This window comes from Dactylosporangium sp. NPDC005572 (genome assembly GCF_040605515.1).
In the GTDB taxonomy this organism is placed as follows: Bacteria; Actinomycetota; Actinomycetes; order Mycobacteriales; family Micromonosporaceae; genus Dactylosporangium.
This window is the reverse complement of sequence record NZ_JBEXCY010000007.1, coordinates 126267-152137: the sequence shown is the minus strand read 5'-3', so window position 1 is coordinate 152137 and position 25871 is coordinate 126267. Positions and strand designations below refer to the sequence as shown.

General features: G+C 70.8%; 31 protein-coding genes. 10 read left to right on the top strand and 21 right to left on the bottom strand.

Going from position 1 to position 25871, the window contains the following annotated elements; all coding sequences use genetic code 11:
- Positions 1–143: 143 nt before the first annotated feature.
- Together ABZS66_RS06165 and ABZS66_RS06160 are read right to left on the bottom strand one after the other, a co-directional pair.
- Entirely contained in the window at positions 144–422 is a 279-nt protein-coding gene (locus ABZS66_RS06165) for a hypothetical protein (RefSeq protein ID WP_354755653.1), read from the bottom strand.
- Positions 422–823, bottom strand: a complete 402-nt coding sequence (locus ABZS66_RS06160) for a hypothetical protein (RefSeq protein WP_354755651.1) — start codon at positions 821–823, stop codon at positions 422–424. The genes ABZS66_RS06165 and ABZS66_RS06160 overlap by 1 nt, the downstream gene beginning before the upstream one ends.
- A 65-nt stretch (positions 824–888) precedes the next feature.
- Here ABZS66_RS06160 and ABZS66_RS06155 point away from each other — a divergent pair, with 65 nt between their 5' ends.
- Entirely contained in the window at positions 889–1323 is a 435-nt protein-coding gene (locus tag ABZS66_RS06155; RefSeq protein ID WP_354755649.1) for a cupin domain-containing protein, read from the top strand.
- Between the two features lie 38 nt (positions 1324–1361).
- Here ABZS66_RS06155 and ABZS66_RS06150 read toward each other — a convergent pair whose 3' ends face one another.
- The 3 genes from ABZS66_RS06150 to ABZS66_RS06140 are packed head-to-tail and all read right to left on the bottom strand — an operon-like array spanning position 1362 to position 2990.
- The gene (locus ABZS66_RS06150) at positions 1362–1829 is read right to left on the bottom strand and encodes a YbaK/EbsC family protein (protein ID WP_354755647.1); all 468 of its coding nucleotides are present in this window, start codon (positions 1827–1829) and stop codon (positions 1362–1364) included.
- Positions 1826–2104 (bottom strand): PASTA domain-containing protein, encoded by a 279-nt coding sequence (locus ABZS66_RS06145; RefSeq protein WP_354755661.1) that lies wholly within the window; start codon positions 2102–2104, stop codon positions 1826–1828. The genes ABZS66_RS06150 and ABZS66_RS06145 overlap by 4 nt, the downstream gene beginning before the upstream one ends.
- Positions 2105–2111: 7 nt before the next feature.
- Positions 2112–2990 (bottom strand): LLM class flavin-dependent oxidoreductase, encoded by an 879-nt coding sequence (locus tag ABZS66_RS06140; protein ID WP_354755646.1) that lies wholly within the window; start codon positions 2988–2990, stop codon positions 2112–2114.
- A 169-nt stretch (positions 2991–3159) separates the two neighbouring features.
- On the opposite strand from ABZS66_RS06140, the gene ABZS66_RS06135 reads away from it, so the two are divergent.
- A complete protein-coding gene (locus ABZS66_RS06135; protein ID WP_354755644.1) occupies positions 3160–5052 on the top strand; it encodes a S8 family serine peptidase in 1893 nt (630 codons plus the stop codon).
- Here the strand turns inward: ABZS66_RS06135 and ABZS66_RS06130 are convergent, their stop codons facing one another.
- The 3 genes from ABZS66_RS06130 to ABZS66_RS06120 form a co-directional block, all read right to left on the bottom strand.
- Positions 5053–5967 (bottom strand): hypothetical protein, encoded by a 915-nt coding sequence (locus ABZS66_RS06130; RefSeq protein WP_354755642.1) that lies wholly within the window; start codon positions 5965–5967, stop codon positions 5053–5055. It abuts the gene before it with no gap.
- A gap of 65 nt (positions 5968–6032) precedes the next feature.
- Positions 6033–6941 carry a superoxide dismutase gene (locus tag ABZS66_RS06125; protein ID WP_354755640.1) on the bottom strand — a complete coding sequence of 303 codons (909 nt, stop codon included), beginning with the start codon at positions 6939–6941 and terminating at the stop codon, positions 6033–6035.
- A 57-nt stretch (positions 6942–6998) separates the two neighbouring features.
- Positions 6999–8753 carry an alpha-amylase family glycosyl hydrolase gene (locus ABZS66_RS06120; RefSeq protein ID WP_354755638.1) on the bottom strand — a complete coding sequence of 585 codons (1755 nt, stop codon included), beginning with the start codon at positions 8751–8753 and terminating at the stop codon, positions 6999–7001.
- 444 nt (positions 8754–9197) lie between these two features.
- Between ABZS66_RS06120 and ABZS66_RS06115 the strand changes: the two genes are divergently transcribed.
- A complete protein-coding gene (locus ABZS66_RS06115) occupies positions 9198–9518 on the top strand; it encodes a nuclear transport factor 2 family protein (RefSeq protein ID WP_354755636.1) in 321 nt (106 codons plus the stop codon).
- A 4-nt stretch (positions 9519–9522) separates the two neighbouring features.
- On the opposite strand, the gene ABZS66_RS06110 is transcribed toward ABZS66_RS06115, so the two are convergent.
- The gene (locus ABZS66_RS06110) at positions 9523–10506 is read right to left on the bottom strand and encodes an NAD-dependent epimerase/dehydratase family protein (protein WP_354755634.1); all 984 of its coding nucleotides are present in this window, start codon (positions 10504–10506) and stop codon (positions 9523–9525) included.
- Positions 10507–10631: 125 nt separating this feature from the next.
- Between ABZS66_RS06110 and ABZS66_RS06105 the strand changes: the two genes are divergently transcribed.
- Positions 10632–11483: a hypothetical protein gene (locus ABZS66_RS06105; protein ID WP_354755632.1), complete on the top strand. Its 852-nt coding sequence runs from the start codon at positions 10632–10634 to the stop codon at positions 11481–11483.
- Positions 11484–11535: 52 nt separating this feature from the next.
- On the opposite strand, the gene ABZS66_RS06100 is transcribed toward ABZS66_RS06105, so the two are convergent.
- The gene (locus ABZS66_RS06100) at positions 11536–11658 is read right to left on the bottom strand and encodes a hypothetical protein (protein WP_354755630.1); all 123 of its coding nucleotides are present in this window, start codon (positions 11656–11658) and stop codon (positions 11536–11538) included.
- Between the two features lie 180 nt (positions 11659–11838).
- Here ABZS66_RS06100 and ABZS66_RS06095 point away from each other — a divergent pair, with 180 nt between their 5' ends.
- Together ABZS66_RS06095 and ABZS66_RS06090 are read left to right on the top strand one after the other, a co-directional pair.
- Complete coding sequence (locus ABZS66_RS06095; RefSeq protein ID WP_354755629.1) at positions 11839–12444, top strand: DUF5317 family protein; 606 nt, start codon at positions 11839–11841, stop codon at positions 12442–12444.
- A 309-nt stretch (positions 12445–12753) separates the two neighbouring features.
- On the top strand, positions 12754–13176 hold the full coding sequence (locus ABZS66_RS06090) for an NUDIX hydrolase (protein WP_354755627.1): 423 nt from the start codon (positions 12754–12756) through the stop codon (positions 13174–13176).
- A gap of 12 nt (positions 13177–13188) precedes the next feature.
- Here the strand turns inward: ABZS66_RS06090 and ABZS66_RS06085 are convergent, their stop codons facing one another.
- Positions 13189–14976: a glycosyltransferase gene (locus tag ABZS66_RS06085; RefSeq protein WP_354755625.1), complete on the bottom strand. Its 1788-nt coding sequence runs from the start codon at positions 14974–14976 to the stop codon at positions 13189–13191.
- 206 nt (positions 14977–15182) lie between these two features.
- Between ABZS66_RS06085 and ABZS66_RS06080 the strand changes: the two genes are divergently transcribed.
- On the top strand, positions 15183–15701 hold the full coding sequence (locus tag ABZS66_RS06080; protein ID WP_354755623.1) for a hypothetical protein: 519 nt from the start codon (positions 15183–15185) through the stop codon (positions 15699–15701).
- 2 nt (positions 15702–15703) lie between these two features.
- Here ABZS66_RS06080 and ABZS66_RS06075 read toward each other — a convergent pair whose 3' ends face one another.
- Genes ABZS66_RS06075 through ABZS66_RS06065 form a run of 3 tightly spaced genes read right to left on the bottom strand, consistent with a single transcriptional unit; the run spans position 15704 to position 17453 of the window.
- On the bottom strand, positions 15704–16024 hold the full coding sequence (locus ABZS66_RS06075) for a GYD domain-containing protein (RefSeq protein WP_354755622.1): 321 nt from the start codon (positions 16022–16024) through the stop codon (positions 15704–15706).
- Between the two features lie 59 nt (positions 16025–16083).
- Positions 16084–16791 (bottom strand): uracil-DNA glycosylase, encoded by a 708-nt coding sequence (locus ABZS66_RS06070; RefSeq protein ID WP_354755620.1) that lies wholly within the window; start codon positions 16789–16791, stop codon positions 16084–16086.
- A gap of 20 nt (positions 16792–16811) precedes the next feature.
- Entirely contained in the window at positions 16812–17453 is a 642-nt protein-coding gene (locus ABZS66_RS06065) for a hypothetical protein (RefSeq protein WP_354755618.1), read from the bottom strand.
- 193 nt (positions 17454–17646) lie between these two features.
- On the opposite strand from ABZS66_RS06065, the gene ABZS66_RS06060 reads away from it, so the two are divergent.
- Positions 17647–18387 carry a DUF4143 domain-containing protein gene (locus tag ABZS66_RS06060; RefSeq protein WP_354755616.1) on the top strand — a complete coding sequence of 247 codons (741 nt, stop codon included), beginning with the start codon at positions 17647–17649 and terminating at the stop codon, positions 18385–18387.
- Between the two features lie 2 nt (positions 18388–18389).
- Here the strand turns inward: ABZS66_RS06060 and ABZS66_RS06055 are convergent, their stop codons facing one another.
- The 3 genes from ABZS66_RS06055 to ABZS66_RS06045 all read right to left on the bottom strand — a co-directional run bounded on the left by ABZS66_RS06055 (position 18390) and on the right by ABZS66_RS06045 (position 21129).
- Entirely contained in the window at positions 18390–20255 is a 1866-nt protein-coding gene (locus tag ABZS66_RS06055; RefSeq protein WP_354755613.1) for a hypothetical protein, read from the bottom strand.
- 242 nt (positions 20256–20497) lie between these two features.
- Positions 20498–20923 (bottom strand): PIN domain nuclease, encoded by a 426-nt coding sequence (locus tag ABZS66_RS06050; protein ID WP_354755609.1) that lies wholly within the window; start codon positions 20921–20923, stop codon positions 20498–20500.
- On the bottom strand, positions 20920–21129 hold the full coding sequence (locus ABZS66_RS06045) for a type II toxin-antitoxin system VapB family antitoxin (protein ID WP_354755608.1): 210 nt from the start codon (positions 21127–21129) through the stop codon (positions 20920–20922). Before ABZS66_RS06045 ends, ABZS66_RS06050 begins: the two co-directional genes overlap by 4 nt.
- A 95-nt stretch (positions 21130–21224) precedes the next feature.
- Between ABZS66_RS06045 and ABZS66_RS06040 the strand changes: the two genes are divergently transcribed.
- On the top strand, positions 21225–21605 hold the full coding sequence (locus ABZS66_RS06040) for a hypothetical protein (protein ID WP_354755607.1): 381 nt from the start codon (positions 21225–21227) through the stop codon (positions 21603–21605).
- A gap of 33 nt (positions 21606–21638) precedes the next feature.
- On the opposite strand, the gene ABZS66_RS06035 is transcribed toward ABZS66_RS06040, so the two are convergent.
- The 4 genes from ABZS66_RS06035 to ABZS66_RS06020 form a co-directional block, all read right to left on the bottom strand.
- A complete protein-coding gene (locus ABZS66_RS06035) occupies positions 21639–22883 on the bottom strand; it encodes an ATP-binding protein (protein ID WP_354755606.1) in 1245 nt (414 codons plus the stop codon).
- A gap of 102 nt (positions 22884–22985) precedes the next feature.
- On the bottom strand, positions 22986–23579 hold the full coding sequence (locus ABZS66_RS06030) for an MBL fold metallo-hydrolase (RefSeq protein WP_354755604.1): 594 nt from the start codon (positions 23577–23579) through the stop codon (positions 22986–22988).
- A complete protein-coding gene (locus tag ABZS66_RS06025) occupies positions 23576–24253 on the bottom strand; it encodes a maleylpyruvate isomerase family mycothiol-dependent enzyme (RefSeq protein ID WP_354755602.1) in 678 nt (225 codons plus the stop codon). The genes ABZS66_RS06030 and ABZS66_RS06025 overlap by 4 nt, the downstream gene beginning before the upstream one ends.
- Positions 24254–24264: 11 nt before the next feature.
- A complete protein-coding gene (locus tag ABZS66_RS06020) occupies positions 24265–24699 on the bottom strand; it encodes a hypothetical protein (protein WP_354755600.1) in 435 nt (144 codons plus the stop codon).
- Positions 24700–24789: 90 nt separating this feature from the next.
- On the opposite strand from ABZS66_RS06020, the gene rsgA reads away from it, so the two are divergent.
- Positions 24790–25827 carry a ribosome small subunit-dependent GTPase A gene (gene rsgA / locus ABZS66_RS06015; protein WP_354755599.1) on the top strand — a complete coding sequence of 346 codons (1038 nt, stop codon included), beginning with the start codon at positions 24790–24792 and terminating at the stop codon, positions 25825–25827.
- Positions 25828–25871: the final 44 nt, after the last annotated feature.

Genomic DNA, 25871 nt, shown 5'->3' with positions numbered 1-25871 from the left:
GGGGAGGCCGGCTCCCCGCTCGCGCCCGGCCCGCCGCCGAGGGCGCGGCCCGCGTCCTGCTCAGCGGCGCCGTCGCCGCATCCGCCGGCCGTGAGGGCGATGATCAGCAGCAATGCCCCGATGCGTCGCATCCGGCGATCGTATTAGGGCGCGCCGTCGCGGGCCGCGGTGGCCAGCGCAATGAACGCGCGGAAGCGCTCGAACTCGGCCGCGTCCAGGGTGAGCGTGACGGTGGGTAACACCATCTCACCCATGGGTTTTCCCAGCTGCACCTTGTAGCGGTCGCCCTTCGGCTTCACGAACACGCCGAGGAAGGCCACGTGGAAGCGGTAGGACTCGCCGTTGGTGTGCCGCGAGAAGATCTCCAGCACCCGGCCCTCCAGCGACAGGATGTGGTCCTCGTGCACGAACTCGACGGCCATCAGTGCACCTCCCGCTCCCAGTCCACCGCGGCGGACTCGAGCGACTCCGGGGACAGGTCCAGGGTGAGCGGGTAGTCGAACGTGCGGTCCTGCTCGTCACCGAGCCAGGCCGGCGCGGCGGCGCGGGAGAAGCCGACGGTGATGCGGGGCTGCCCGTACTCATGTTCGTCATACGCGAAGCTCAGCTCGGGCGCGGCGAAGGTGAGCCGCTCATACAGCTCGACCCGGCCCTTGGCGACCCGCAGCAGCCAGTCGCCGAGCAGCCGCGCCTCGTCGCGGGTCAGGCACGGCGCGCGGAACATCCAGGCGCGGCCGTCCCCGGCGTCGACGACCCCGTCGACGACCCCGCCGTCGACCATGTGCAGTTCGATGAACGCGCCCCCGCGCGACTCCAGCCTCACGCCGCAAGCATCGCAAGGCGGCGTACCACAGGGCACCGTCCGTTAGGCCCGATACGGTTGTGCGCATGACCACACCGCGCCCGCCGCTGGCCGCCCAGCTGGACCTGCAACCGCACCCCGAGGGCGGCTGGTACCGCGAGACGTGGCGCTCCGCCGTCACCTTCACCCCGGACGGCTACGAGGGCCCGCGGGCGGCAGCGACGGCCATCTACTTCCTGCTGCACCCGGGGGAGTCGTCGGCCTGGCACGTGGTGCGCTCGGACGAGCTGTGGTTCTGGCACTCGGGCGGCCCGCTGGAGCTCCGCCTCGGCGGCTCGGGCCCGGCTCCGGCGGACGGCCCGGTGGCGACCCTCGGCCCCGACGTGGCCGCCGGCCAGCGGCCGCAGGTGCTGATCCCGGCGGGCTCCTGGCAGGCGGCCACTCCGACCGGCACCGAGCCGGTGCTGGTCAGCTGCGTCGTCGCACCCGGCTTCGACTTCGCCGACTTCCGCCTCGCCTAGCCCCGCACCGTCCGCGCCGCTAGCCGGCAGGCTCGGGGTCAGGTGGGCTCGGGGTCGGAGACATCGGCGACGGTCGCTTCCAGGGCCGCCAGTGCGGCGTCGGCGGAGACCGCCAGCGCCACGCCGTGCGCGCCGCCGCCGAGCGTGATCTCCCGGCCGCGGACCCGCTCGTCGGCGACGACCGGCCAGGCGGTGGTCGAGCCGAACGGCGTGATCGTGCCGCGCTCGTAGCCGGTCGCCGCCCTGGCGGTCGCGGCGTCCGGCATCGAGATCCGGCTGACCCCGAGCAGTGCCCGCAGCTTCGGCCACGAGATGACCCGGTCGCCGGGCACGAGCACGAACCGGAAGTCGTCGTCGGCCAGCCGCACCACGATCGTCTTCACCACGTCGGGCACCGCGACCCCGCGGGCCGCGGCGGCCTCGGCCAGGCTGCGCACCGGCCCGTGCTCCACGATCCGGTACGCGATGCCGCTCGCGGCCACCCCGTCGATCGCCGCGTTGCTCACTCCTCCACCTCCGAGGCGCCGGACAGCCGGTCGGGCGCCGGGCGGAGCGGCTCGCGGTCACCGGCGAACGACACCACCACGAAGGCCCGGCGCTCCACGACCGTGCCGGGCGCCGGATGCTGGGCCGTCACGACCCACGCCGTGGGCGGGCTGAGCACCACCAGCGGCGGGCCGTCCGGGTCGACGCCGGACGCGAGCACGCCGGCGTAGTAGGCGCGGTGGTGTGCCTCCCGCGCGGTGAGGCCGACGAGGTCGGGCACCACGGCCCGCTCCATGGCCACGTCAGCCCACCAGCGGGCGGACGCGCTCGGCCACGAAACGCATGAAGCCCTCCGGGTCCGGGTCGTCCGGGGTCGGCTGGAGGATGACGCTGTCGGCGCCGGCCGCGGCCCAGCGGTTCACCGCCTCGGCGATCGCGTGCTCGTCACCCACCACCGTCACGTCGGAGGGGTTCCTTCCCTGGTACCCCCAGCGCTCCCGCTCGGCGGCCATCCGCTCGGCAGCGCCCTCGCCGGTCGCGGCGTGCAGGTAGACGACGATCGGGTGGGCCGCGGAGCGGCCGGCCGCCGCGCGGCCCTCGTCGACGAGCGCACGCGCCCGCAGTACACCTGCCGGATCCGTCCCTCCGGTGAGAATCGTCCCGTCGGAGACCTCCCCGGACAGCCGCAGGGTGCGGGGGCCGACCGCGCCGACGAGGATCGGCGTGGGCCCCGTCGGGGGCCAGTCGAGCGCGACGCCATCCAGGCGGACGTAGCGGCCGGCGGTCGTGACGCGCTCGCCGGCCAGCAGTGCGCGCAGGGCGGCGGTGTACTCGCGCAGCAGGGTCACCGGCGACTCGACCCGCGCGCCGACCTGGCCCATCCAGTCCTGCACGCCGTGGCCGACGCCGACGAACGCGCGGCCGGGGAACAGCCGGGACAGCGTGGCGACCTCCATGCCGGTGAGCGCCACGTTGCGCAGGGGCACGGGCAGCAGGCCGACGCCGACCCGCAGGGAGGTGCTCCAGGCGAGCGCGGCGGACGCGGTGGCGATGCCGCTCTCCAGGAAGCAGTCCTCCCACAGCCACAGCTCCTCCAGCCCGGCCTGGTCGGCGGCCTGCACGACGGACCGGAGGCGTTCGGGCGGCAGCTGGGGCAGGAACACGGCGCCGAGAGTCGTCATCCGGCCAGTCTTGCACGGTTCATAAACAGTTTTGACGGCAACGAACGCGGACGTCTGTTCATCGACGTTCCCCGTTCGATGCGCGGCCTCCTAGCGTCGTCACAGCCCTCCGGGGTCGGCGCCGACCGGCCCGGCTCCGGAGCCGGCCACCCCCAAGGAGGTCTCCACCGTGTTGCGAAAGCTCCCCATCGCCGTGCTCGCCGCGCTGGTCGCGGCGATCGGCACCACCACGGCGGCGCAGGCTCAGGCGGAAGGCGCCATCCTCTACGCCGACAGCCCCGACGCCGTGCCCGGCCGGTACATCGTGACCCTCAAGGACGGCGGCAAGCGCACCGAGCTGTCCAGGCGGTACGGCCAGCCGCGGCACCTGTTCGACAACGGGTTCTCCGGCGCCATGAGCGCCGGGCAGGCCCGCCGGCTGGCCGCCGACCCGGCCGTCGCGAGCGTCGAGCAGGTCCAGCGCATCACCGTGCAGGACACCCAGAACAACCCGCCGAACTGGGGCGACGACCGCATCGACCAGGCGAGCCTGCCGCTGAACCAGCGGTACACCTATCCGGCCGACCCCGGCAAAGGTGTCACCGTCTACGTGCTCGACACCGGGCTCAACGCGAGTCACGTGGACTTCAGCGGCCGGGTCAGGCCGGGCACCGACATCGTCGACGGCGACTCGAACCCGGCGGACTGCCACGGCCACGGCACGCACGTCGCCGGCACCGCGGTCGGCACCACGTACGGCGTCGCCAAGCAGGCGAGCGTGGTGTCGGTCCGGGTCCTGGACTGCCAGGGCACCGGGACGAACGACGACCTGATCGCCGGCATCAACTGGGTGCGCACCAACGCCCAGAAGCCGGCCGTGGCCAACTACAGCATCGGCTGCGGCAGCCGCTGCACCAGCCAGGCCATGGACAGCGCGGTCACCAGCCTCATCAGCTCGGGCGTGCAGTTCGTCCAGGCGGCCGGCAACAGTGGCGACGACGCCTGCTACTACAGCCCGCAGGCCGTCTCCGCGGCGATCACGGTCGGCAACTCGAACAGCTCCGACGCGCGCAACTCGACCAGCAACTACGGCTCCTGCCTGGACCTGTTCGCGCCCGGTACCAGCATCGTGTCCGCCTCCTACTCGAGCAACACGGGCAGCGCCACGATGACCGGCACCTCGATGGCGTCGCCGCACGTCGCCGGGGCGGCGGCGCTGTACCTCGGCGCGAACCCGGGCGCCACCCCCGCTCAGGTCCGCAACGCGCTGGTGACCAACGGCACGACCGGCAAGATCGCCAGCCCGGGCAGCGGCTCCCCGAACGTCCTGCTGTACACCGGCTTCATCGGCGGCGGCAACCCCGGCGACCCGGCGGTGACCAACCCCGGCAACCGCACCACGCCGGTGGGCCAGGCCGTCGACCTGCAGCTGCAGGCGTCCGGCGGCACCGGCCCGTACACCTGGAGCGCCGCCGGCCTGCCCACCGGCCTGGCCGTCGGCGCCTCCACCGGCCGGATCACCGGCACGCCCACGACGGCGGGCACGTCGAACGTCACCGTGACGGTCACCGACGCCGCCGGCCGGACCGGCCAGGCCACCTTCACCTGGACGGTCACCACGGGCGGCGGCTGCTCGCCCACCCAACCGGTCGGTAACCCCGGCTTCGAGAACGGCACGTCCCCGTGGACCGCGACCGCGAACGTCATCGGGGCGTGGACGCAGTACCCCGCGCGCAGCGGCACCCGCAACGCGTGGCTCAACGGCGGCGGCCAGGTGCAGACCGACACGCTGTCGCAGGCCGTCGCCGTCCCGGCCGGCTGCGCCGGCGTCACCCTGCGGTTCTGGATCCGCATCACCACCGCGGAGTACGAGAACGTCGTCTACGACCGGCTGACCCTCACCGTGGGCGGCACGACCGTGGGCACCTGGACGAACCTCGACAAGACCACCGGCTACGTCGAGAAGACCGTCGACGTCAGCGGCTTCGCCGGGCAGACCGCCACGGTGAAGTTCACCGGCGTCGAGGACTGGTCGCTGCAGACCAGCTTCGTGATCGACGACGTTTCCCTGACGGGGAACTAGTCACTCCCACTCCCAGCGCATTCCCACGATGCCAGGGGGCACATCTGACCCGATCAGGTGTGCCCCGTTGGTGGATCCGATCCAGGCCTCGCCCACGCCCTGCTCGGGCGCGTTGAGCGCGCGCCGCTCGAAGCGGTGGCAGCGGGCCGGCACCGCGTCCGCGTCGAACTGCACCTGCATGACGTACTCGGTCACCGGCACCGCGAAGCCGCGGTAGTAGCGGTTGGCCGGGAGGCTCGACTCGCTGAGGTACTCGTACTCGACCACGACCGTCTCGCCCTGGGTCAGGATCCGGTCGAAGATGATCTCGGCGGCGACCAGGCCGGCGGTCGGCACCGAGCGGACCCGCCCGAGCCGGCAGTTGCGCACCGGGTTCACCGTCACGGTCGCGTCGAGGTCGTCGGTCTCGAAGATCGCCACCGTCCGCGACACCCGGTCGACGTTCGCGCGCAGGACCTGGCGGACCGTCAGGCCCTTCTCCTGCCGCTGCGGGCCCACGTGGTACAGGTCATGGAGGCTGAGGCGGGTCAGCTCGTGATATCGCCAGCGGTCGAGGTCGCCGAGCATCTTCGCGACGCCGGTGTGGTCGGCGAACAACCGGTCGATCTCGATCGTCCCCGGCGGGCGGCTGAGCCAGCGGCCGCGCGGGCGGCGCGGGCCGAGCTGGACGATCAGCGACTCCTCCGGCAGGGACAGGATCTTCTCCAGCAGCCGGACCGCCCTGATCGAGTCGGGGCGCTCCGGCCGGCTGCGGCCGCGCCGCCAGTACGACAGCGTGGTGAGGCTGACGTGCACGCCTTCGGTCGAGAGCCGGTCCTGGATGTCCTCCAGCCGGATCCCGCGGTCCTCGATGGCGAGGTGCAGCGCGGCGGAGAACGGGCCGGTGCGCAACGCGTGCGCGAGGTCGCGGCCCATCGATGGCTCCATGCCAGCTGAGTATTGCCCTACGCCGGCGGTGGCGCCACCGCCGGCACAGGTTCCTATCCGCGTACCCGCACGACGTTGTACGTGGTCTCCGGCGTGGGGGCCGCGATGTTGAAGCGGGCGTTGACGGCGTAGAGATACGGGCCGAAGCCGGCGACCGTCGCCGGGATGTCGAACTTCGGGTGGGTGATCTCCTCGGCCAGCTCGGCCTTCCGCAGGCTCGGGTGCAGGCGGAACTTGGCGATGACGTTGAAGAAGTTCCGCACGACGTAGAGATACTGGCCGCGGCGGAGCAGGCCGTCGCCCTGCAGGACGCTGGCGCCGCCGAGGTCGATCCGGGCGGCGGTGCCGCGCTTCGGGTCGTAGGAGAGCAGGCGGTCGGCGAGCATCTGCACGATGATCAGCCGGCCGTCGGGCGTCGCCTCGATCCCGTTGTTGAACCCGGCCGCGTCGCCGAGCTCGCCCGGCAGCCGGATGGTCCGGACGGCGTCCTGGCCGGGCAGCCGGTGGTGGTGGAGCGGCACCTTGTAGAGCACCGGCTGGTAGGAGTCGGTGAAGTAGGCGGCGTCGTCGGTCACGACGACGTCATTGACGAATGTGCCATTGAAGTTGTACTGCGCGAGCTTGCGTCCGGTGGCGCCGTACACGGTCGCGCCGCCGGTGCCCGCGCCGGCGGCCCAGAGGCGTCCCTGGCGGTCGAACTCCAGGCCCAGGGCGGCGCTGTCGCTGTGTTCGACGAACGTTGATCCCTTGCCGGTGGTGATGTCGCCGCGGTAGATCGTGCCGGTGGCGAGCGAGCCGACGTAGAACGTGGTGCCCGGGCCGGCCGTGATGCCCTCCGGCTGGAATCCGGGCGGCAGGTCGATGAGCTCCGGGAACGTCGTCCTTGCCGCGGCTGTTCCCGGGATGGCGAGGCCGGCGGCGACACCGGCGGCGGCGGTGGCCAGCAGGGTACGTCTGTGCATTGAGGTCCTCCCCGATCAAGATCTCTTTGCGGACCGGGGAAGTCTATCGTCATTTGCCTATTCGTATATAACCGCGCCGGCGGGCGGGACGGTGATCTGGACCGATTTCCCGTTGCGGCGCTCGACGCGCGTGAAACTTCCCTCCAGGCTGTGGTCGGTGCTGTACCGGCAGATCAGCGCGTCGCCGGCGGCGTGGAGCCCGTCATCGACGGTGACCCATGCGGTGCGTGCTGTCCGCGGGTCGGTGTTGACAGCGACCAATACCTCGTGATCGGCGAAGATGCGCGACCACGGGATCAGGCCGCGCTGCGCCGGCGGCTCGAAGCGGACGCCGCCGGTGGAGAGCGGCCTGAGGTACTGCCGACCCCTCCGCAGCGCCTGCGTGCGTTTGCGGAGATCGAGGATTCTCGACAGCTCCGCATAGACGGGATGCGACTCGTCGAACGCGTGCGCGCCGCGGCTGCGGAACGGGCCGAACTCGCCGCCGAACATCGCTTCGCGGAGGTACCGGTCGTCGCCGCCCGCGCCGTCGAAGAGCTGTTCGCTGCCGTAGTAGATGCAGGGGATGCCGAGGGTGGTGGCGTTGAGGGCGAGTGCCACCCGGGCCATCTCCGGGTTGTCGGCGGCGAACCGCGCCTTCCACGGGCCCTTGCGGACCTGGTCGTGGTCGTCGTAGCCGGTGACGACCTTGTCCCGGAACCAGGTGTGCGACTCGCGGCCGACCTGGAGCGAGTTGCGGAAGAGGTCGAAGTACTCCCGCGGATCGGCCGCGCCCTTGGCGACCCGCTCGAGCCGCTCCTGCACGTCGGCGAGCCCGAGGGCGGCATCCATGCCGATCTCTTCCAGCGTGCGGTACGCGAACGTGCGGTCCCCGGTGATCTCGGCGATGAGGTAGAAGCGCTCCTTGCCGATGGACTGCGCGAACTCGTGGATGGCCGAGGCGAAGTACCGGGCGGCGCCGGGGTCCATGTGCTTCACGGTGTCGACGCGGAGCCCGTCGAGGTCGGCGAAGGCGATCCAGTACTGGTAGGCGCGGGTCAGCGCCTGGAGGGCGGGGGAGGGCTGGTACTGGTCGATGGGGCCGCGGCCGAGATTGATGTCCTTGAGTCCGGCGAAGTCTCCTTCGAGGTACTCCGGATATCGATCCCAGTCGACGATGCGTCCCTTGGCCGAGAATGTGCCGGGCCGCTGCAGCTCGGCCGGCCAGACGGCCCCGTCCGGCCAGGCCTCGGGGACGCTCGCGAACGGCAAGGTGGGCTTTCCGTCGGCGTCCCGGAAGCCTTTGACGTCGTACGCGGACCCCATCCACACGGGCCGGTTGTCAGGCTCGTAGCCGAACACGTCCCCGGCATGGTTGAGCACGACGTCGAGCACGACCCGGATACCGTTGTCGTGCGCGGCGGCGACGAGCTCCTTGAGCTGCTGCGCGGTGCCGAAGTGCGGGTCGACATCGAGGAAGTTCTGTGTCGCGTAGCCGTGGTAGGTGTCCTGGCCCGGCACCTGCTTGAGGACGGGACTGATCCAGACGGCGGTGACGCCGAGCCGCGCGAGGTACCCGAGCCGCCGCCGGATCCCGTTGAGGTTGCCGCCGCACCAGGTCGCTCCGGCATCCCGCCACCGCTCGGCGTCCTCCACGCTACCGACGGCGTTCCCACGATCTTCGGCAGTGATCAACGGCCGCTCCAGGCCGTCGTCAAACCGGTCGACGAGCAGGAAGTAGAGGACCTCGTCCTCCCACGCGGCGGGCGACGGATGGAACTCGCGCTGGGTGAGCGCGCTGAGATCGATGTCGGCCACTCGCCGCAACTCCATCGGCCATCTCCGTCCGGTCCTGCTTCGGGACTTCGGCGTCCCGATCCTTCCACGGGCCGGTGGGTTCCGCGTCTTGTTGGCCTTGCGTCGAGGCCGCAGCGCCCCGCTCTGTTCCTGCCCGGCCGCCTCGTCGCTCCAGCCATCGATCCGTGTCGCCCTAGAGCTGTGTCGCGCTTGAGCCGTGTCGCGCTCGACCCCTCCCGTGCGCCAGCCCTCCTGCCCTCCGCGCCCGTGCTTCTCTGGCCGCTTCGTCGCTCCAATCCTTCCGCTCTGTTCTTCCCCGGCCCTTTTGTCGCTCTAGTGCGTCCGCACATTTGCCCCGTGACTCCCCGGCGGTCACGTGCGCGCCAACCCTTCTGCGCCTGGCCCGCTTCCCTTTCATCCCTTGTGTCGTTCCTTCATCCCCACGTCGACCGGCGTCGATTTCGGTGGTACACAGGTGCCATGGCGGAGCGCGTGCTGGAGCAGTGCCGGCGGTTCAACGACGGGGTGCGGACGGGGGAGTGGGAGGCCTACCTGGCGGCCTTCGCCGAGACCGCGACGCTCGACATCGTGGGCGACCCCGGCAGCCCGTACGTCGGCCTCGACGCCATCATCGCGGCCTACTCGGCCGACCCGCCCGACGACACGATCACCGTGCAGACGGTCGAGACTTCCGCGGACGTCGATATCGCGCGCATCGCCTGGGACAAGGGCGGCGCCGGCACGCTGACGGTCCGGTGGGCCGACGGGCTGATCGCCGACTTCCGGGTCGCCTTCGACTGAGGCATCAGCGCTGGTGCCACTCGGCCAGCAGCGCCGCCTCACGCTCGGGCGTCAGGCGCTCGGGCAGCGCTTCCAGCGGATGTTGTACTGCGTAAGCGTGCGTCTCCCGGATCGTCTCGGACAGCGGGCGCGGTGACAGTCCGGCCGCCAGCGCCGCCGACGGGTCGGCCAGGTTGCCGCCCGCGTCGGGATCGAACGCGGACCACAGCGGCAGGCTCTCGGCGTCGACGCCCCGCTCGTCGAGGAAGTCGGGATCGACCCACGTCAGCGTCGTGCCGGGCGGCCCCACTTCGACGACCATCGCTTCCAGCAGCGCGCGGAACGCGAACGGCGGCTTGGGGTACGCCGCGTGGAACACCCCGCCGTCGCCCCGCTCGATCATGTCGAGCGTCCAGGCGGCCAGGTCGCGGGCGTCGATGACCTGGATCGCGGCGTCGGGCGGCCCGGGCGCCAGGATCTCGCCGCCGCGCGCGACGCGCTCGATCCACCAGGTGAACCGGCACAGGTGGTCGTAGGGCCCGACGACGTACGTGGGCCGCACGATGAGCGTCCCGCTGCCGAACCGGTCCAGCGCGACGCGCTCGCAGGCCGCCTTCAGCCCGCCGTACGTCTCGTCGGTGATCTCCTCGACCGTCGGGTCTTCCAGTTCCCGCAGGGCCGCGTCCTCGGTGAAGCCAGGCGGCGGGTCGGCGTACGCGGAGACGCTCGAAATGTAGACATATCGCCCGCCACGCTCGTCCAGCGCGTCGGCGAGGTCCCGGATCTGGCGCGGCAGATATCCACTGACGTCGACGGTGACGTCCCACTCGCCGCCGGCCAGCGCCGCAAGGTCGCCGTTCCGATCGGCAAGGATGTGCCGGGCCTGTGGAAAGAGCCCGCCCCCGCTGCGCCCGCGGTGCAGCAGCGTGAGCTCGTGGCCCCGCCCGATCGCCTGCTCGACGATGTGCCGCCCGACGAACCGCGTCCCTCCGACAACGAGCATCCGCATCGGTTCACCCCCGCTTCCGGCTGGATCCCATCACGCGGACACCGGCTGGTCCCGGCCGGGGTGTCCGCACGATCCCTTCACAACGCCGGCGTGTATTCGCCACATCGAAGACCTACGATCACGGCGTGCGAACCGGTCTGCTGTTCGTCGTGCTGCTGCTGACGGGAGCGTGCTTCGCCGCGCCGAGCGGCGGTGGCGGGGACTCGTCGTTCGAGTGGGTCGACATGACCCCCGAGGCGCTGGTCGGTACCTGGCGGGACACCCGCACCGGCGACGGGATCGAGTTCCTCTCCGACGGGGACTTCTACGCCGACAACCTCACGCACCTGCTGAACCGCGACGGCGCAAGCCCGTCCCCCGGCGCGGGTTCCGGCTCGTGGTCGATCCGCAAGCTCGCCGGCCACCTGGACGGCCCGGACGCCTCGGTATCGCTGTACTTCGACGTCGACCGCGGCGTACCGGCGGCGTCCGGCAACAACCTGGAAGTGCAACGCGTCCAGGACGAGGTACAGCTGGTCATCTATGTCGGCGACCCCGACCTGGACCACGCGGTGCGATACCACCGGGTGGAAGGCACATCGATCCACCGTGCGCAGCCCGGCCCGCCGGCAGACGTGACCCGCGACCAGGTGATAGGCGAGTGGCTGGACCAGGCAACCGGAAGATCGATAATTGTCGATTCAGATGGATCGTTCCACGCCGATGACGTGTCGTTCCTCTTCCGCGCTCCACCGTTCGCATTCCCCAGCCCGGCCCCGGGCGACGGCACGTGGACGATCGAACACGCGGCGTGGGACCCGACGGGCCCGTGGAGCATGCTGCACCTACAGTTCAAGAACGTGGCCGGCGGCCCACTGCACTTCGGCAGCCGCCCGATGCCGCTGTACGGCCAGTCGCCGTCGCTGCTGCTGACGAACTACACCAGCGACGAGTCGATCAACCCCCGCCACGTCTACACCAAGCGCCCAGGCACCTGAGCGCCGCCGCGGCTCGCCGTTCGTTCTTGGCGAGCGGCGGCGACGCACGGCTTCACTCAGCGAAGCGCTCGTCGATGTCCTTGATCGACTCCGCGGTGGCGGCCAGCTCGAGCCACCGGTCCAGCTGGTCGTGGTCGGTGCACGCGGTGACCTGCTCGCGGACCGCGTCCGACACCTCGATGCCCCGGCTTGTGCGGGAAGCCGAAGGCGCTACGCATATCGCCACAACATTGGCCGTGCATGTCGACTTTTGTAGCGTATTGACGGCCGGCGCTGGACGTTTGACCCATTTGATTCGGGTTTGTCTCTGTTACGAATGGCATGGTAACCGCGCGGCGAAACGGGGAGATGCGGCGTGTCCATTCGCATGCTGGTGCTGGTCGTCATTCCGCCATTGGTTGGCGTCGGGATCGGGTATCTGGCCGGCGGGCGGCTGGCCGGGTTCTGGGCCATTCGAATCCGTGGGCTCTGGCTGCTGTGGCTCGCCGCCGGGCTCCAGGTCGCGCATTACTACGTGCCGCTGGTGCGCGAGTTCGTCAGCGACCGCGCCATGTTGGCCGTCGTGTTCGCGCCCGTGTTGCTGTGGCTCGGGGTCAACCTGCGGCACTGGCCCGCCGGGCTGCGGATCGCCGGTGCCGCGATCGTGCTCGGGGCCGCACTGAATGCGGTCGCGATCGGGTTGAACGGGCGGATGCCGTACTCGCCGGCGGCGGCCGACGCGGCCGGGCTCAGGGCCGGAATCACCACGCCGAAGAATGTGCCGGCCGGCGACGGCACGCGGCTTTCGTACCTCGGCGACATCATTCCCATCGCTCCGCTGAAAAAGGTCGTCAGCCTCGGCGACCTGCTGATCAGCGGTGGCTCCTGCGCGGTCGTGGCGCTCGCGATGCGCCGGCACCGGCGGGAGTCAGGAACGGCCCAAGAAACGCGTACCCCGATTCCGGTAGGAGGTGACCTATGACCGCAACGATTTCCTGGCGCCGCGTGGTTCTCGCAGTTTTCACGCTCGCCTCGCTGGCGACCCTGCTGTACACGATCGGCGCTCCGCACACGCACGGCGGCTGACCACCAACCCCCGGAGGAGCACACGATGACCGCGACCATTTCCTGGCGCCGCATCGTCCTGGCGACCTTCACGCTCGCGTCGCTGGCGACCCTGCTGTACACGATCGGCGCCCCGCACGAGCACGGCGGCTGACATTCCTCGCCGCGTCCGGAGGTCGAATACCGCGTGGCCTCCGGACGCGGCGACGCCGTATCGTGCGCGGTTGTGCAGAACGTCAGGGTCGGCATCGGCGTGTTCGTCATCCGCGACGGACGGTTTCTCATGGGACAGCGGCGCGGCTCACACGGTGCGGGATCGTGGTCGGTGCCGGGCGGGCACCTCGAGTTCGGCGAGTCCTTCGAGCAGGTGGCGGCGCGCGAGGTGGCCGAGGAAACCGGTTTGACGGTCGTCAATCTCCACTTCGGCGGCGTCACGAACGACGTCTTCACCGACGAGGACCGGCACTACGTCACCGTCTGGATGCTTGGCGACTGCCCGGAGGGCGAGCCCGAGGTCCTGGAACCCGACAAGTTCACGCGCCAGGGATGGTTCACCTTCGACGACCTCCCGCAGCCGCTGTTCCTGCCTTGGGTACACCTGCTGCAATCGCCTTTCATCGAGGACATTCGCCGTCGAGTGGCCGGCTGAGATCGGCGGCGGCTACGCCGCGCGGGTGATGAGGTCGTGCATTCGGCGCCGCGTGAGTTCCATGCGGATGCGGCCGTCGTGGTGGGGGTCGGTCGTCGTCGGGACGATGGGCTCGCCGATGACGATGACCATCGTCGGCTTGCGGCGGAACAGGCGGCTCACGCCCGTCGGCGGGGTGAAGCGGATCGACAGCGGGACCACCGGGACGCGGGCCTGGGCGGCCAGGTGGAACGCGCCGCGTTTGAAGTCGCGCAGGCTCGTGTCGTACGGCTTCAGCTCGCCCTCGGGAAAGAAGTGCACGATTCTTCCCTGGGCGAGGAAGAGCTCCATCTCCGCGAAGAACATGGGCAGGCCGGCGGGCGTCTGCGGTACCGCCACGCCGCCCAGCAATCGCACCAGCGCGCCGTACCAGCGGTTCTCCAGATTGATGGGCGCCGACGTGAAGACCGGGCGGCGGGGGAACAGGGCCAGGCCGACGAGTGCGCTGTCGAGCAGGTGCACGTGGTTGCAGACCGTCAGCGCGCCGCCGGCGCGGGGGAGGCGCTTCTCGCCCTCGGTGCGGACGCCCAGAATGACGCGCGTCCAGAGGAACAGCAGCGGAATCGCCACCGCATAGTAGAAGGCGGTCGAGAACAGGCGGAACAGGCGGCCGGCGTACCCGGCCGGTGCCTCGGGGGCACGGCCGGCCCGGGCGTAGACCCGTTCGATCGCCTTGACGCTCCGGTCGACCGAATAGAGCTCGGCGTAGCGGGCGTACGTTTTCGACGCGGATTCCCGGGCGGCCGGGTCGTCGATCCAGGCGTCGATGCGCTCCGCGAGTGACGCCGGGTCGCCCGCGCGGAACAGGTTTTCGGGGCCGAGCGCGAACTGGCCCGTGGCGCTGCGGCGGCTGTCGGAGATGACCGGGACGAGGCCGCAGGAGAACGCCTCCATGCACGACAGGCCCTCGATTTCGACGTCGGAGGCGTGGACGTACAGATCGCAGTCGCGGATGAGGTCGACGAGCTCGTCCTGCGAGTAGTAGCCGAACCGCGCGGGATTCGGCAGTCTGGCGCCCATCCGCCGCAGACGTTTCTCGCTCGGGCCGTGCCCCGCGAGGTACAGCTGAATCCTCGCCGAATGCCGCGAACGCCGCACGGCCCGGATCAGGACGTCCTGCCGCTTCTCGGGCGAGAACCGGCCGACCATCAGGATCCGGAAGGGTTCGTCGGCACCCCGGATGCGCGCCGGACCCGGCCGGAAAGCGCCGCCGACGCCGTTGGAAATGACGTGGAGCCGGGCCCGGTACCCGTGCTGGCGCAGCTGTGCCGCGATGAACGTCGACGGGCAGTGGATGTCGGTGAACCGGCGGTAGAACATGAGCCGCAGCAGGATGTAGACGAGATGCGCGGCCGGGCGGAACCAGCCCAGGCCGACGTTGTACGTGATGTTCTCGGGCTGAATGTGGAACCCGGCCACGGCCGGCACCCCGAGCTGCCGCGCGATGCGTTCCGCGGCCCGGCCGAGCGGCCAGGGCTGGTAGATGTGCACGACGTCGGCGCCCTGAATGGCGTCGGTCAGCACCTGCCGGACGGGTTTGCCGAACACCGTGTTCTGGCGGTGCGCGAGGCGGCTCGCGATCGGCACCACGAGCTCCGGAACCCAGTACATTTCCGGCCCGGTGACGCCGCCCGGTTCGCCGCACGCGACCACGCGCACGGTGTGCCCGCGCGAGATGAGGGTCGCGGCGAAGCGCATCGCCGATATCGTCGTGCCGTTGTTCCCGACATTGAACGTGTCGCTGACCAGCGTGATGATCATTTGCCCCCCGCCGCTTCTCCGGGCTCCGCTCGACTGATAAACCTGGCCGGAGGCGGCGGATCAGGGCGGTGCGGCGATAGCGGACGAACAATGCATGCGGACATCCCTGGCCCAAACGATTGATCAGCACGCTATCCAACACGTATCGACCGGTCAATCTTCCCGCGGATCGCGCTTGATCCCGCGCCGGCGGGGTAGTCGCGGGCATGACGATCAGCGCGGCCGACTGGCCGGCCCGCCGTCTGGCCATCGAGGTCGACGGCTCGCTCGACGACGCCGTCGCCCGGTACGAGGCCCTGGTGCCCCAGTACCCGGCGGCGCGCTTCGAACAACTCGTGGCCGACAAGGCCGACTGGCGCACCGTGGTCGCCGTGACCGACGAGATCGCCCGGCACGGCTTCCTGATCTACTGGCGGTTCTCCGGCGACTCCCTCTTCGGCCTCGCCGGCGACACCACGCGCTGGGCCGCGTATCTCATGGGCAACCACACGATCGCCGAGCGGATGGCCCGCCACGACCCAGCCGCGATGCTCTACGCCCCGCTCCGCACGGTCATCTCACAGTCCCCGGGCGGCCCGACCCGCTTCGTGATCGAGCAGCCCAGGCTGCAGTTCGCGTCGCTGGGGAACCCGGACGTCACTCCGGTCGGCATCGAGCTCGACCACAAGCTGGCCGCCCTGCTCGACGCCCTCCACTGGCCCGTCCCCGACGGCCTGACCCAGTGAGGTCAGGCGCCCGGCGCGCGGTAGTCCACGGTCTGCCGGACCGCCCGGTCGACCTCGGCCGGGCTCAGCAGGGCCACGGTCTTGGTGGTGGCTCCGCCGGACGCGCCGACCGCCAGGGCGACGGCCGTGGCGGCCTGGTTGTCCGGCAGGTCGCAGATCACGTACGTGTCGTTGTCGCCGAAGCAGAAGTCGAACGACTCCATGTGTCCGCCTACGCTTTCGGCCATCTTCCGGACCGCGTCGACTCGCCCGCTGCCCCCTTCCTTGATCAGCCCGCGAAGCCCGTCAGGCGTGAAGGTTCCCTGGATGAGGAATCTGGGCATGGAGATCACCTCCTCAGTACCGAGGGTAACCGCGGGAAGTGCACCGGGCCAACGACCCGTCACTGCCGCGGCATCGACGGCGACCAGCGCACCGGCGGCGTCCCGGCCGCCACGAGCGCCGCGTTGATCCGGCTGAACGGCCGACTGCCGAGGAAGCCGGCCGGGTTCATCGGGCTGGGGTGGCCGGCCCGCAGTACGACATGCCGGTCGTTCGTCACCAGCGGCGCCTTGGCCTTCGCCGCGGCGCCCCACAGCACGAACACGACGCGCTCTGCCTTGGCGTTCAGCGCCCGGATCGTGGCGTCGGTGATGTTCTCCCAACCGCGCCCCTTGTGCGAGTTCGGGCTACCGGCGCGGACGGTCAGCACCGCGTTGAGCAGCATCACCCCCTGCCGGCACCACGCGGTCAGGTCGCCCGACGGCGGCGGGTCCACCCCCAGGTCCTCGCGCATCTCCTGGTACACGTTGCGCAGGGACGGCGGGACCGGGACGCCCGGCGGCACGCTGAAGCTCAGCCCGTGGGCCTGTCCCGGCCGGATGTACGGGTCCTGGCCGAGGATGAGGATCCGGGTCGTCGCGAGCGGCGACAGCTTGTACGCGGCGTAGATGTCCTGCTTCCGCGGGTACACCGTGCCGGACCGGTACTCCTCGACCACGAACGACGACAGCGCCGCCACGACGGCGGGGTCGACGTGCGGGGTGACCGCCTCGCGCCAGTCGTCGGGCAGGAAGTCCAGGAGATAGACGGGCTTCGCCGATACGGTCATGGCCGGCAATCTATCGCCCGTCAGTGAGGCAGGAACACCAGCCGGTCGCGGATGTTGCCGAGCTGGGCCGGGGTGATGCCGGCGCAGTACACGACCAGCTCGTCCGGGGAGCTGAAGCCACCGAGGCGCTCGCGGGCGTCCACGATCTGCTCGGCCGCCTCGGCCGGCAGCCGTAGCTCACGGGCGAGGACCGCGCTCGGCACGTTGTTGACGTCGATGAGACCGCCGTCGTCGTACTGGCGGTACAGATCAGGCCGGCCGATCAGCAGCTCACCGGCGAGCGCCGGATCGGACGCCAGGAGCGCGCGGGCCTCAGCCCGCCTGGCGAGCCGCTCCTGCGCCGCGGCCAGGACCGGATCGGCCGGCTGGGAACGCCGCCGGCGCTCGGCGCGCACGGCTCGCTGGAGGATCGCGGCGTGGACCGTGCCGCCCAGCCAGCTGACCAGCCAGGAGGTCGCGGCGACCGCGTCGACGGGGCCGGCCCGGCCCTCGTCGGTGAACTGCACGCCCACGAAGAACACGAGGAAGAGCGCGCCGTAGACGGCTCCGGCCGCGATGTGCGCGCGACTGCGCAGCCGGGCACCGCCGTAGACGACCATCGGGCCGCTGCCGGCCCCGAAGGTGAGGAGCGGAATCAGGAACCACCACGGTAACCGCCGCATGAACTCAACGTAGGGGGCGGCCGTCACGCTCAGGTGACGGAGCGGCCACCGGACAGCCGCAGCCGCGCCGGCGTGCGGTCGAAGAGGCCGGACAGTTGCGGAACTTTCTGGTTACAAACGCGGAATAAGATTTGCTCAGATGCGGAAAAAGTCGGAGCCGTCACCGACCAGCCGGGACGACTACGCCCGGAGGGTGACCTCGGGCGGCATGCCTGTCGCGCTGCGGCGTCCACCAGGGCGGTCGCGCTCGCGCTGGTTCAGCAACTATCTCGAGCTCGTCATCGAGCGCGACGTGATCGAGCTCAGTCGTGTCCGCCAGCGCGAGATGCTGCCCCGCCTACTGAACCAACTCGCCGCGCGGTCGGGCCAGGTGCTCAACATTGCGGCAACCGCGCAGGCGGTGGGCATGGAAAAGAGCAGCGCGGAGAACTATCTGCGGCTCCTGGAGGCCGTGTTCCTGATCCAGCGGCTCCCCGCCTGGGGGACGACCCTGGGCTCACGGGTCGCCCGCCAGCCCAAGGTCCACATCGTCGACGCCGGTGTCATGGCGTGGCTGCTCGGACTGACACCGGAGAAGATCGAGAAGTCCGATCCGGCGGTGCTCACCGAGTACGGCCATCTGATCGAGACGTTCGCGGTCGGCGAGATCCTGAAGCAGGTCAGTTGGTGGGATGCGCCAGTCGCCGTCGGCCACTTCCGCACGCCGGCGGCCGATGAGGTGGACCTGGTGCTGGAGCGCGACGACGGAGACGTCATCGCCTTCGAGATCAAGTCGGGGACGCGGGTCCACGGCGACGACCTGCGCGGGATTCGGGCGCTGCGCGCCCGGCTCGGCGACCGCCTGATCGCAGCGATCGTGCTGTACACGGGCGCCCTGTCCTACACCCACGACGACGGTACGCAGGTCGTGCCGCTCGACACGCTGTGGAAATAGCGTCACCGGCCCCGCTCGCGCCACTCGTCCGGGGATGGGCGCTCGGCACCGATCGTGGAGTTCGCGCTGTGGCCGCCCTGTGCATCGCGCCGCGGTGTGGGCAGCGTGCCGTGGGTGATCGCGCGGACGACGAACGCCGCGGCTGACCGAGACGCGCTGTGCCGGGTGCTGTCGGTGAGGCCGCCCGCGCCCCAGTCCGAGATGCCCTTCACCATGATCCAGCCGCATCCGTTGCGGGCCGCGGCGGCGTACAGTCCGGTCAGCTCCATCTCGCCGGCCGACGCCTCCGGAAACGCGGCGCGCAGCTCGGCTCGGAAGGCCGAGCTGTCGACGAGCGTGTTCGACGACAGCACTGTGCCGAAGTGGACCCGCGGGCCCGGCCACCGATGCGTCGCCGCGTGGAACGCCAACAGCAGCGTCGCGGTTGCCTGCACCCGCTCACCGCGCCAGAGGGTCCGCTCCACGCCCCCGCGGTCCGTGACCCGCCGATGATCGACGCCCTGCACGAACTCGGAGACGACCACGTCGCCGAGCTCCTGGTCGCCGCCGTCCAGCCGACGCGACCACAGGCCGAAGCAGATGCCGGCGAGTATGACGTGGTCGATGCCGAGCTGCGCGATCAGGCCGCTCGCCGTGAGCGTCATCGAGGCCGGGGTGGCGGTGCCCTGCGCCGTCTGCGCGAGGAAGATCTCCGCCGGCCCGAGCCGGCCCAGGCGGAAGATCGGATGGCCGCCCGCCGTGTCAGGTTCGGCGGGGGTGCCGCCCGCCTCCGCGACGGCGTCGATGATCGCGTCTCGCTCGGCGTCCAGGACCACGGTGATGAGAATGCGCATCGAACCCTCGATCGTCGAGCCGATGTGCTGGTACCTCAGCGCTCGCCGTTCGCGATGGTAGCGGGCCTGTCGCCAGACGGCGCCGCCCACACAGGCGAGGACCACCAGGCCCAGCGGCGGCATGAGCCAGCCGAGCAATCGGGCGTGCCCGGTGGCGGCGACCAGTCCGCTGTCCTGGAAGAACATGTTGCTGACCAGCCAGTGCACCGCATCGAGCCACGTCGCCGGCCGGTCGGCGCAGGCGCGGCGGTCGGCACAGACGGCCCTTTCGCTGCCGGCGACGAACAAGGCGTTGGCCGCGATGGCGAGCGCCGTGGCGGCCAGCAGCAGTGCGATGCCGCGCATCGGTCGCTGCGCATCGGGGTTCGGTGGCCGGAAGCGGCGGCCGTCGCGCACGACGAAGACGCCCGAATGGGTGGGGTCGGCACTCATCACGGACGGCGCGGTGGTGAGCGCCCGGCGGGCCTCCGCGCTCGTGACGCCTGCCTCGAGACACATCAGGACGTGTGTGCCGTCGGCCGGGTCCGGCGGCATGCTCGCGGCGGCCAGCTTCCTCGACCGCTCGAGGGCGGCCCGCAGCAGCCGATCGACGTGCGCCGCGTCGCCGACGTGGCACAGCGTGACGGTCCAATGCAGCCCGCGAGCGCTGTCCGCCGGTGAGTCGCGGAAGCGCCGTGAGCGACGGATCAGTCCGAAGCCCATCTGCACCGTGACGTAGACCAGCGCGAACAGGACCAGCAGTACGGCCGCGGTCAGGCCGGCCACCGGCACGAACGCGACCGGCACGCTGAGCGCCAGCGCCGTGAACGCCGGTGCGGCGAACACCAGGTGATCCCACCACCGATCCAGCCGGGCGAGCCAGGTACGTCCGGGGTCACCACCGGCCCAGTCGCGCATGCGGGCGATCGGCGGCTCGATCACGGCGAACTCGCCGGCCGACCGCCAGACCAGCCGCCCGTCACGCGCGGCGGCGAACAGCAGCAGGCCCAGCGGCGGTCGAGATCGATGGATCGAGGTGCCGGGCGGACGGACCACGTCTCGGACCTGTCCCCAGAACGGGGCCGAACGCACGGACCGGGCCGCCTCCCGGCAGTCGTGCCAGGCGGGTGCACGGGGCGGCCCGAGAGGCCCAGGGGAGACCGGCACGAAACCATGGTGCCCTATGCGCCCCACCCGCGCCGTCATGGCGGCCCGGACCTGAGCTGGGCGGCCGACTACCCGGTCCCGGCGCGTCTCGGCCGCGTCGGCAGCCGGGAACACGTGCGCGACGGGAACAGTCAGGTGATTGAGCCCGGGGTGGCGATCCACGCGGCCGGCTGGCCCGTCACCTTGACGATCTCGTCGAAGTCGTGGTCGTAATGCACCAGGGTCAGGCTGCCCAGTTCGGCCGTCGCGGCGAGGATCAGGTCCACCGCGCCGGCTGAGCGATGGGTGCCGCGGGCCGTCATGGCCGCCTGGATCTCGGCTGCGCGGCCGAAGGTCCGGTCCGGTATCGCGACCCAGCTGAACGTGGCGTTGAGCAGTTCCAGCCACTCCTCGCGATCGGCCTTCGACCTGGCGCTGTACAGCAGTTCCAGCTCGGTGATCGGGCAGATGCCGATGACACCGGCGGTGATCTGCGGCTGCCATCGGGCCCGGACGTCGCGGTCGCGCAGCAGGCGGACAACCGCACTGGTGTCGACGAGGAACCGCGCCGGGGTCATGCGCGGTAGGTCGACTTGTCCAGGAGCTCGTCGAAGGCGCCGGTTTCTCCGAGTTCGGCGAGGCGTGCGAGCGCCCTGGCCCGGCGCAGTTGCTGCGCGGTCGTGCGCAGCGCGGTGTTGACGGTGTCCTTCTTGGTCTTGGTACCGAGGAGCTCAGCCGCCTCGGCCAGTGCTTCGTCATCGATGTCGATGAGTACCTTGGTCACAGCCCCACCTCTGTATATACAGACTCGCCATTCAGTATATACGGCTGCCGCGCTCTCAGCGGGTCACCTTGCGGAGGCGGGGTATCAATACGGTGATGGATGCGTTCTGGTCGGTGCTCGAGACGCACGCCCGGAGCCAGGCGAGCATCCTCGCCTGGCTGCGCGAGGCGCCGGAGGACGAGATCGTGGCGTTCCAGCTGACGTACGAGCTGGCGGCGGAGGCGCTGACCGACTACTGGGACGGTCCGGTCGTGGACGGGGTGCGGTACTCCGAGGACGACACCGAGGACCTGTGCATGTGGATCGTCGCGCAGGGCCGAGAATTCTGGACGGCGGCCCGTGCGGACTTCGGCGGCGCGGTCAACCGCTACACCGCCCGTGACGGGGGCGACCCGTGGACGCCGGGCGCGCCCGCGTACGCGGTGTACTTCGAGCGGTTCGGCCGGTCGCTCTACGAGCGGCTGTACGAGTCCTGAGCATATGGGCTCGGCGGTCAACACGTCGGCGACCTACGGTGCGAGGCGCCAGAGCGCGTCCAGTGGTACCGCTCGGATCTTGTCGCCGAACGGGAGGGTCTGCTGGCCGGTGTACAGCACGAATCCGGCCACGAAACGGTCGCCGAGCACGTTGGCCAGGCTTCGCAGGCCGCTCAGATCCTCGGTCCGCACCGTGGCGCCGGCCTTGACCTCGACACCGATCACCCGACCGTCCGGTGTCTCAATGACCGCGTCGACCTCGACGCCGTCCTTGGTCCGGTAATGGTGGAGCGATCCGCGCTCCGTGGACCAGGTGAGCTGGCGAGCGAGCTCCATGACGACGAAGTTCTCCATCATCGGGCCGGCCGCGCCGCCCGGCTCGCCGAGCCTCGCGGAATCCTGGCCGATCAGGTGGCACGCAACTCCCGTGTCGACGAATGCCAGCTTCGGAGTGCCGACGGCGCGCTGGGTCAGGTTCGACGCCCATGCCGGCACGGTCTTGACGAGGAACACCGACGTCAGTAGTTCGAGGTAGCGGACAAGCGTTGTGCGAGGAATGCCGGATTGTCCCGCCAAGGTGCCCGGAACGAGCAGCTGGCCGGCTCGGCCGGCCAGCAGGCCGAGCAGTTTCAGCAGCTCGCTACGGCGCTCGATGTTGGCGATCTCGAGCACGTCACGCTCGATCAGCGTGGTGAGGTACGAATCGAAGAAGGCTGCCCGGCGTCTTGCTGTCCGACGAACCGCCTCGGGAAAGCCACCCACGACCACGCGTTCGAGGTAATCCTTCCGCCGCCAGTCGGATGAGTGGTTGATGCGGGGTCCGTGGCGGAACGCCGCGTCGATGAAGAGGTCTGGCTCTCCGCTCATCTCGCCCTGGGAGAAGGGCCAGAGTTCGATGATCTCCATCCGGCCGGGCAAGGCGTCAGGAAGCGTCCGCCGGGCGAGGATCCTCGACGAGCCGGTGAGGAGGAACCGGCCAGGTGTCGGATCCAGGTCCACGGTCACCTTGATCGGTCGCAACAACTCGGGAGTCAGTTGGATCTCGTCGATCACCATGAGCCCGTCGTGGTCGACAAAGCTGGTCGGATCGTCCTGTGCCGCGCGGAGTGTCGCCGGGTCGTCGAGCAGGCGGATCACCGTGCCGGGCACGTCGGCCGTCGCCAACCGGGTGAGCGTGCTCTTCCCCGCCTGACGAGCGCCGTTGACCAGCACGACCCGCGTGTCGGCCAGCGCCTCGGAGACGAGCGCCTGCGCGTGCCGGGGAATCAGGTCCACCACGGCGCCAGTATGCCGGAAACGCATGATCAATGGTCATCTGGCCGCCACATCTCCGGTCATCCAGCCGCAGCATTGGTGGTCACCTGGCCGCCTCCGTTCCGGTCACCAGCCGCGCTCACGCCACGCCGCGAGTGAGGGGCGCTCGGCGCCGATCGTGGAGTTCTTGCCGTGGCCGGGGTAGAACGTGACGCCGTCCTCCAAGCGGTCGAACAGCTTCGTGGTCACGTCGTGGTACAGGGAGTCGAAGTTCTCCTTCGAGCCGAATGTGTTGCCCACCCCGCCCGGGAACAGCGAGTCGCCCGTGAAGAGGTGGCCTCCCTCGCCCTCGTAGTACAGCGCGATCGAGCCCGGTGTGTGGCCCACCAGGTGGATCACCGAGAGGGTCAGGTCGCCCAGGTGCAGGGTGGCGCCGTCGGTCAGCGTGTCGGTCACCAGCGGGATCTCCGGGGCGTCCGCCGGGTGGGCCAGCGACGCCGCGCCGGTCGCCGAGATCACCTCCGCGAGCGCCTGCCAGTGGTCGGCGTGGCGGTGTGTCGTGACGACCGACGATATGCCGTCCGGGCCGATGAGGGACAGCAGGCGCGACGGCTCGTTGGCGGCGTCCACCAGGACGCCCTCGCCGGTCGTGGTGCAGCGCAGGAGGTACGCATTGTTGTCCATCGGGCCGACGGACAGCTTCGTGATCGAGAGGCTCATTTCCACTTCTCCAGGGAGGGCAGGTCGCCGGTCAGGCCGGTGCCGTCGCTGCGGCCGGTCAGCCAGGCGGCGAGGAGGTGGACCGGGCCGGTCACCGTGGGGGTGTCGGCGACCGACAGCAGGCAGTGGCCGGTCGGGTCGAGCAGCGTCGCCGGGCGCGGGGTCGCCGGGTCGTGCAGCAGGCGCTGCGGGAACGACTCCGGCCAGTCCGCCGGGCCGTAGCCCGCGTCCAGGTCCACGTGGTGGAGCTCCACCTCGCAGATGCGCGACCAGACCACGCGGGCCGCGGGGATCGGGGTGCCGGACGGGAGCTCGACCGTCGCCGTCCACGACGAGGCGGGGAGGTCGTCGATCGCCGAGCGCAGCCGGGCCACGGCGGCGACCAGGTCGTCGTGCTGATCCTGCGGGGGCCGGCTCGATCCGGACTCGATCTCACCATTTCGTACCGCGGGCGACTCGTACGCCGGCGTGCGCACGCCGGTGCGGGCCCAGGTGAGCAGGTTGACGTAGGCATCGGCGTTGCGGGCCAGGTGGGTCACCACGTGGCCGCGGGTCCAGCCGGGGCAGAGCGACGGGGCGGTCAGGCCGTTGCCGTCGAGGGTGCGGACGGTGGCGAGCAGGCGTTCGGTGGCGCGGTCGAGCTCGGCGTCGAGAACCAGCGGATCAGCCGTCACGCGGTACAACGCTACCGGTGCCGCACCCCGACCGCAGGCGGCAGGTCGCCGATCGCCCAGTGCAGTTCGTCCTCCCAGTCGGCGACGCTGAGGTCGACGGTCTCGAAGCTCAGCCGGGCGCCGATGGGCTTGCCGAGGTACCCCGCGTAGAGATCGTGGACGACGACCAGGCGCTGGCCGACCGCGACGGCCGCGGGGTCGTCGTCGGCGGCCGGGCGCACCTCGAGCCGGCCGTAGATGCCCATCTCGGCGTCCGTGCCGCGATCCTCGACGATCACGTCCAGGATCTCGTCCTCGGCGCCCACGTGGAACCCGTACGACCGCCCACCGAAGGTGAGCCAGAACCGCATCAGCGAGTCCTCCTGGCCGGGTGAGACGTGCCACTGGACATCCGCCCGCTCGAGGCGGAGTCCGACGGCACTGGCCAGCACATGCGAGGGGAGCACGCACCCGACCATAGCCGCGATATTCGGTTTCGCGGCAAGGACGCGCTACCTACCGTGGATTTCCGAACACCAGTACGTCAGGAAGAGTGGATGACAATCGACCTGTCGGCCCTCGGTTGGGACGACGACTTCGCCGCGGCCTATGCGCGCCGCCACGACCTGCCGGGCCAGCGGCCCGCGCGGGTCAGCCGGGTTGACCGCGGCATTTGTACCGCGCTGGCCGCCGACGGCCCGGTCCGGGCCAGTCTGGCGGGATCGCTGCTGGCGCGCGGCGCACAGGATCCGGCGGCTCTGCCGTGCGCGGGCGACTGGCTGGTCGTGCGCACGTGGCCCGACCAGCGGGTGACGGCGGAGGCGGTACTGCCGAGACGCACCGCCATCGTCCGGGCCGTGGCCGGCGAGGAGTCCTTCGGCCAGCTGCTCGCCGCCAACGTCGACGCGGTCGCGGTCGTGGAGCCGGTCGACCCGTCACCCGACATCGGGCGTATCGAACGCCTGCTGGCGCTCGCCTGGGAGTCGGGGGCGAAGCCGCTGCTGGTGCTGACCAAGGCCGATCTGGCCGCCGACCCGCTCGCGCTCGCCGCGCAGATGCCGGGCCGGGAGTCCGGGGTGGTGGTGCACGCGGTGAGCACGCGGACGGGCCTGGGGCTCGACGCGCTGCGACCGTTCGTCGCCCACGGCCGCACGCTCGGCCTGCTGGGCCAGTCCGGTGCAGGCAAGTCGAGCCTGGTCAACGCGCTCGCCGGGGCGCCGGTCATGCAGACCCAGACACTGCGGACCGACGGGCGTGGCCGGCATACGACCACATATCGGGCGCTGGTGCCCATGCCGGGCGGCGGTGCGGTGCTCGACACCCCCGGCGTCCGCCTCGTCGGCATGTTCGACACCGCGGCCGGCCTCGATCGGGCGTTCGCCGACGTGACCGAGCTCGCGGCCCACTGCCGGTTCCAGGACTGCCGGCACGCCGAGGAGCCGGACTGCGCGGTCCGGGCGGCGGTGGAGGACGGCGTGCTGAACGCGCGACGCTTCGCCCATTGGCAGAAGCTGCAGAAAGAGCAGATGCTTGCATCGGTACGGCGGATGAGGCGCGAGAGCCGCAGCAAGGCGAAACGGCTGGCGCGTCCATAGCCGGGAGGTCCTCGTGTCCCCCGTTCGGGTTCGTCGGCGGCGGA

Bases quoted from the DNA above. Each gene is read 5' to 3' on its own strand.
- ABZS66_RS06165 (WP_354755653.1), bottom strand. From the start codon at position 422: ATGGCCGTCGAGTTCGTGCACGAGGACCACATCCTGTCGCTGGAGGGC.
- ABZS66_RS06155 (WP_354755649.1), top strand. From the start codon at position 889: ATGACCACACCGCGCCCGCCGCTGGCCGCCCAGCTGGACCTGCAACCG.
- ABZS66_RS06145 (WP_354755661.1), bottom strand. From the start codon at position 2,104: ATGGAGCGGGCCGTGGTGCCCGACCTCGTCGGCCTCACCGCGCGGGAG.
- ABZS66_RS06140 (WP_354755646.1), bottom strand. From the start codon at position 2,990: ATGACGACTCTCGGCGCCGTGTTCCTGCCCCAGCTGCCGCCCGAACGC.
- ABZS66_RS06130 (WP_354755642.1), bottom strand. From the start codon at position 5,967: ATGGGCCGCGACCTCGCGCACGCGTTGCGCACCGGCCCGTTCTCCGCC.
- ABZS66_RS06125 (WP_354755640.1), bottom strand. From the start codon at position 6,941: ATGCACAGACGTACCCTGCTGGCCACCGCCGCCGCCGGTGTCGCCGCC.
- ABZS66_RS06120 (WP_354755638.1), bottom strand. From the start codon at position 8,753: ATGGAGTTGCGGCGAGTGGCCGACATCGATCTCAGCGCGCTCACCCAG.
- ABZS66_RS06115 (WP_354755636.1), top strand. From the start codon at position 9,198: ATGGCGGAGCGCGTGCTGGAGCAGTGCCGGCGGTTCAACGACGGGGTG.
- ABZS66_RS06110 (WP_354755634.1), bottom strand. From the start codon at position 10,506: ATGCGGATGCTCGTTGTCGGAGGGACGCGGTTCGTCGGGCGGCACATC.
- ABZS66_RS06085 (WP_354755625.1), bottom strand. From the start codon at position 14,976: ATGATCATCACGCTGGTCAGCGACACGTTCAATGTCGGGAACAACGGC.
- ABZS66_RS06080 (WP_354755623.1), top strand. From the start codon at position 15,183: ATGACGATCAGCGCGGCCGACTGGCCGGCCCGCCGTCTGGCCATCGAG.
- ABZS66_RS06075 (WP_354755622.1), bottom strand. From the start codon at position 16,024: ATGCCCAGATTCCTCATCCAGGGAACCTTCACGCCTGACGGGCTTCGC.
- ABZS66_RS06070 (WP_354755620.1), bottom strand. From the start codon at position 16,791: ATGACCGTATCGGCGAAGCCCGTCTATCTCCTGGACTTCCTGCCCGAC.
- ABZS66_RS06065 (WP_354755618.1), bottom strand. From the start codon at position 17,453: ATGCGGCGGTTACCGTGGTGGTTCCTGATTCCGCTCCTCACCTTCGGG.
- ABZS66_RS06050 (WP_354755609.1), bottom strand. From the start codon at position 20,923: ATGACCCCGGCGCGGTTCCTCGTCGACACCAGTGCGGTTGTCCGCCTG.
- ABZS66_RS06040 (WP_354755607.1), top strand. From the start codon at position 21,225: ATGGATGCGTTCTGGTCGGTGCTCGAGACGCACGCCCGGAGCCAGGCG.
- ABZS66_RS06030 (WP_354755604.1), bottom strand. From the start codon at position 23,579: ATGAGCCTCTCGATCACGAAGCTGTCCGTCGGCCCGATGGACAACAAT.
- rsgA (WP_354755599.1), top strand. From the start codon at position 24,790: ATGACAATCGACCTGTCGGCCCTCGGTTGGGACGACGACTTCGCCGCG.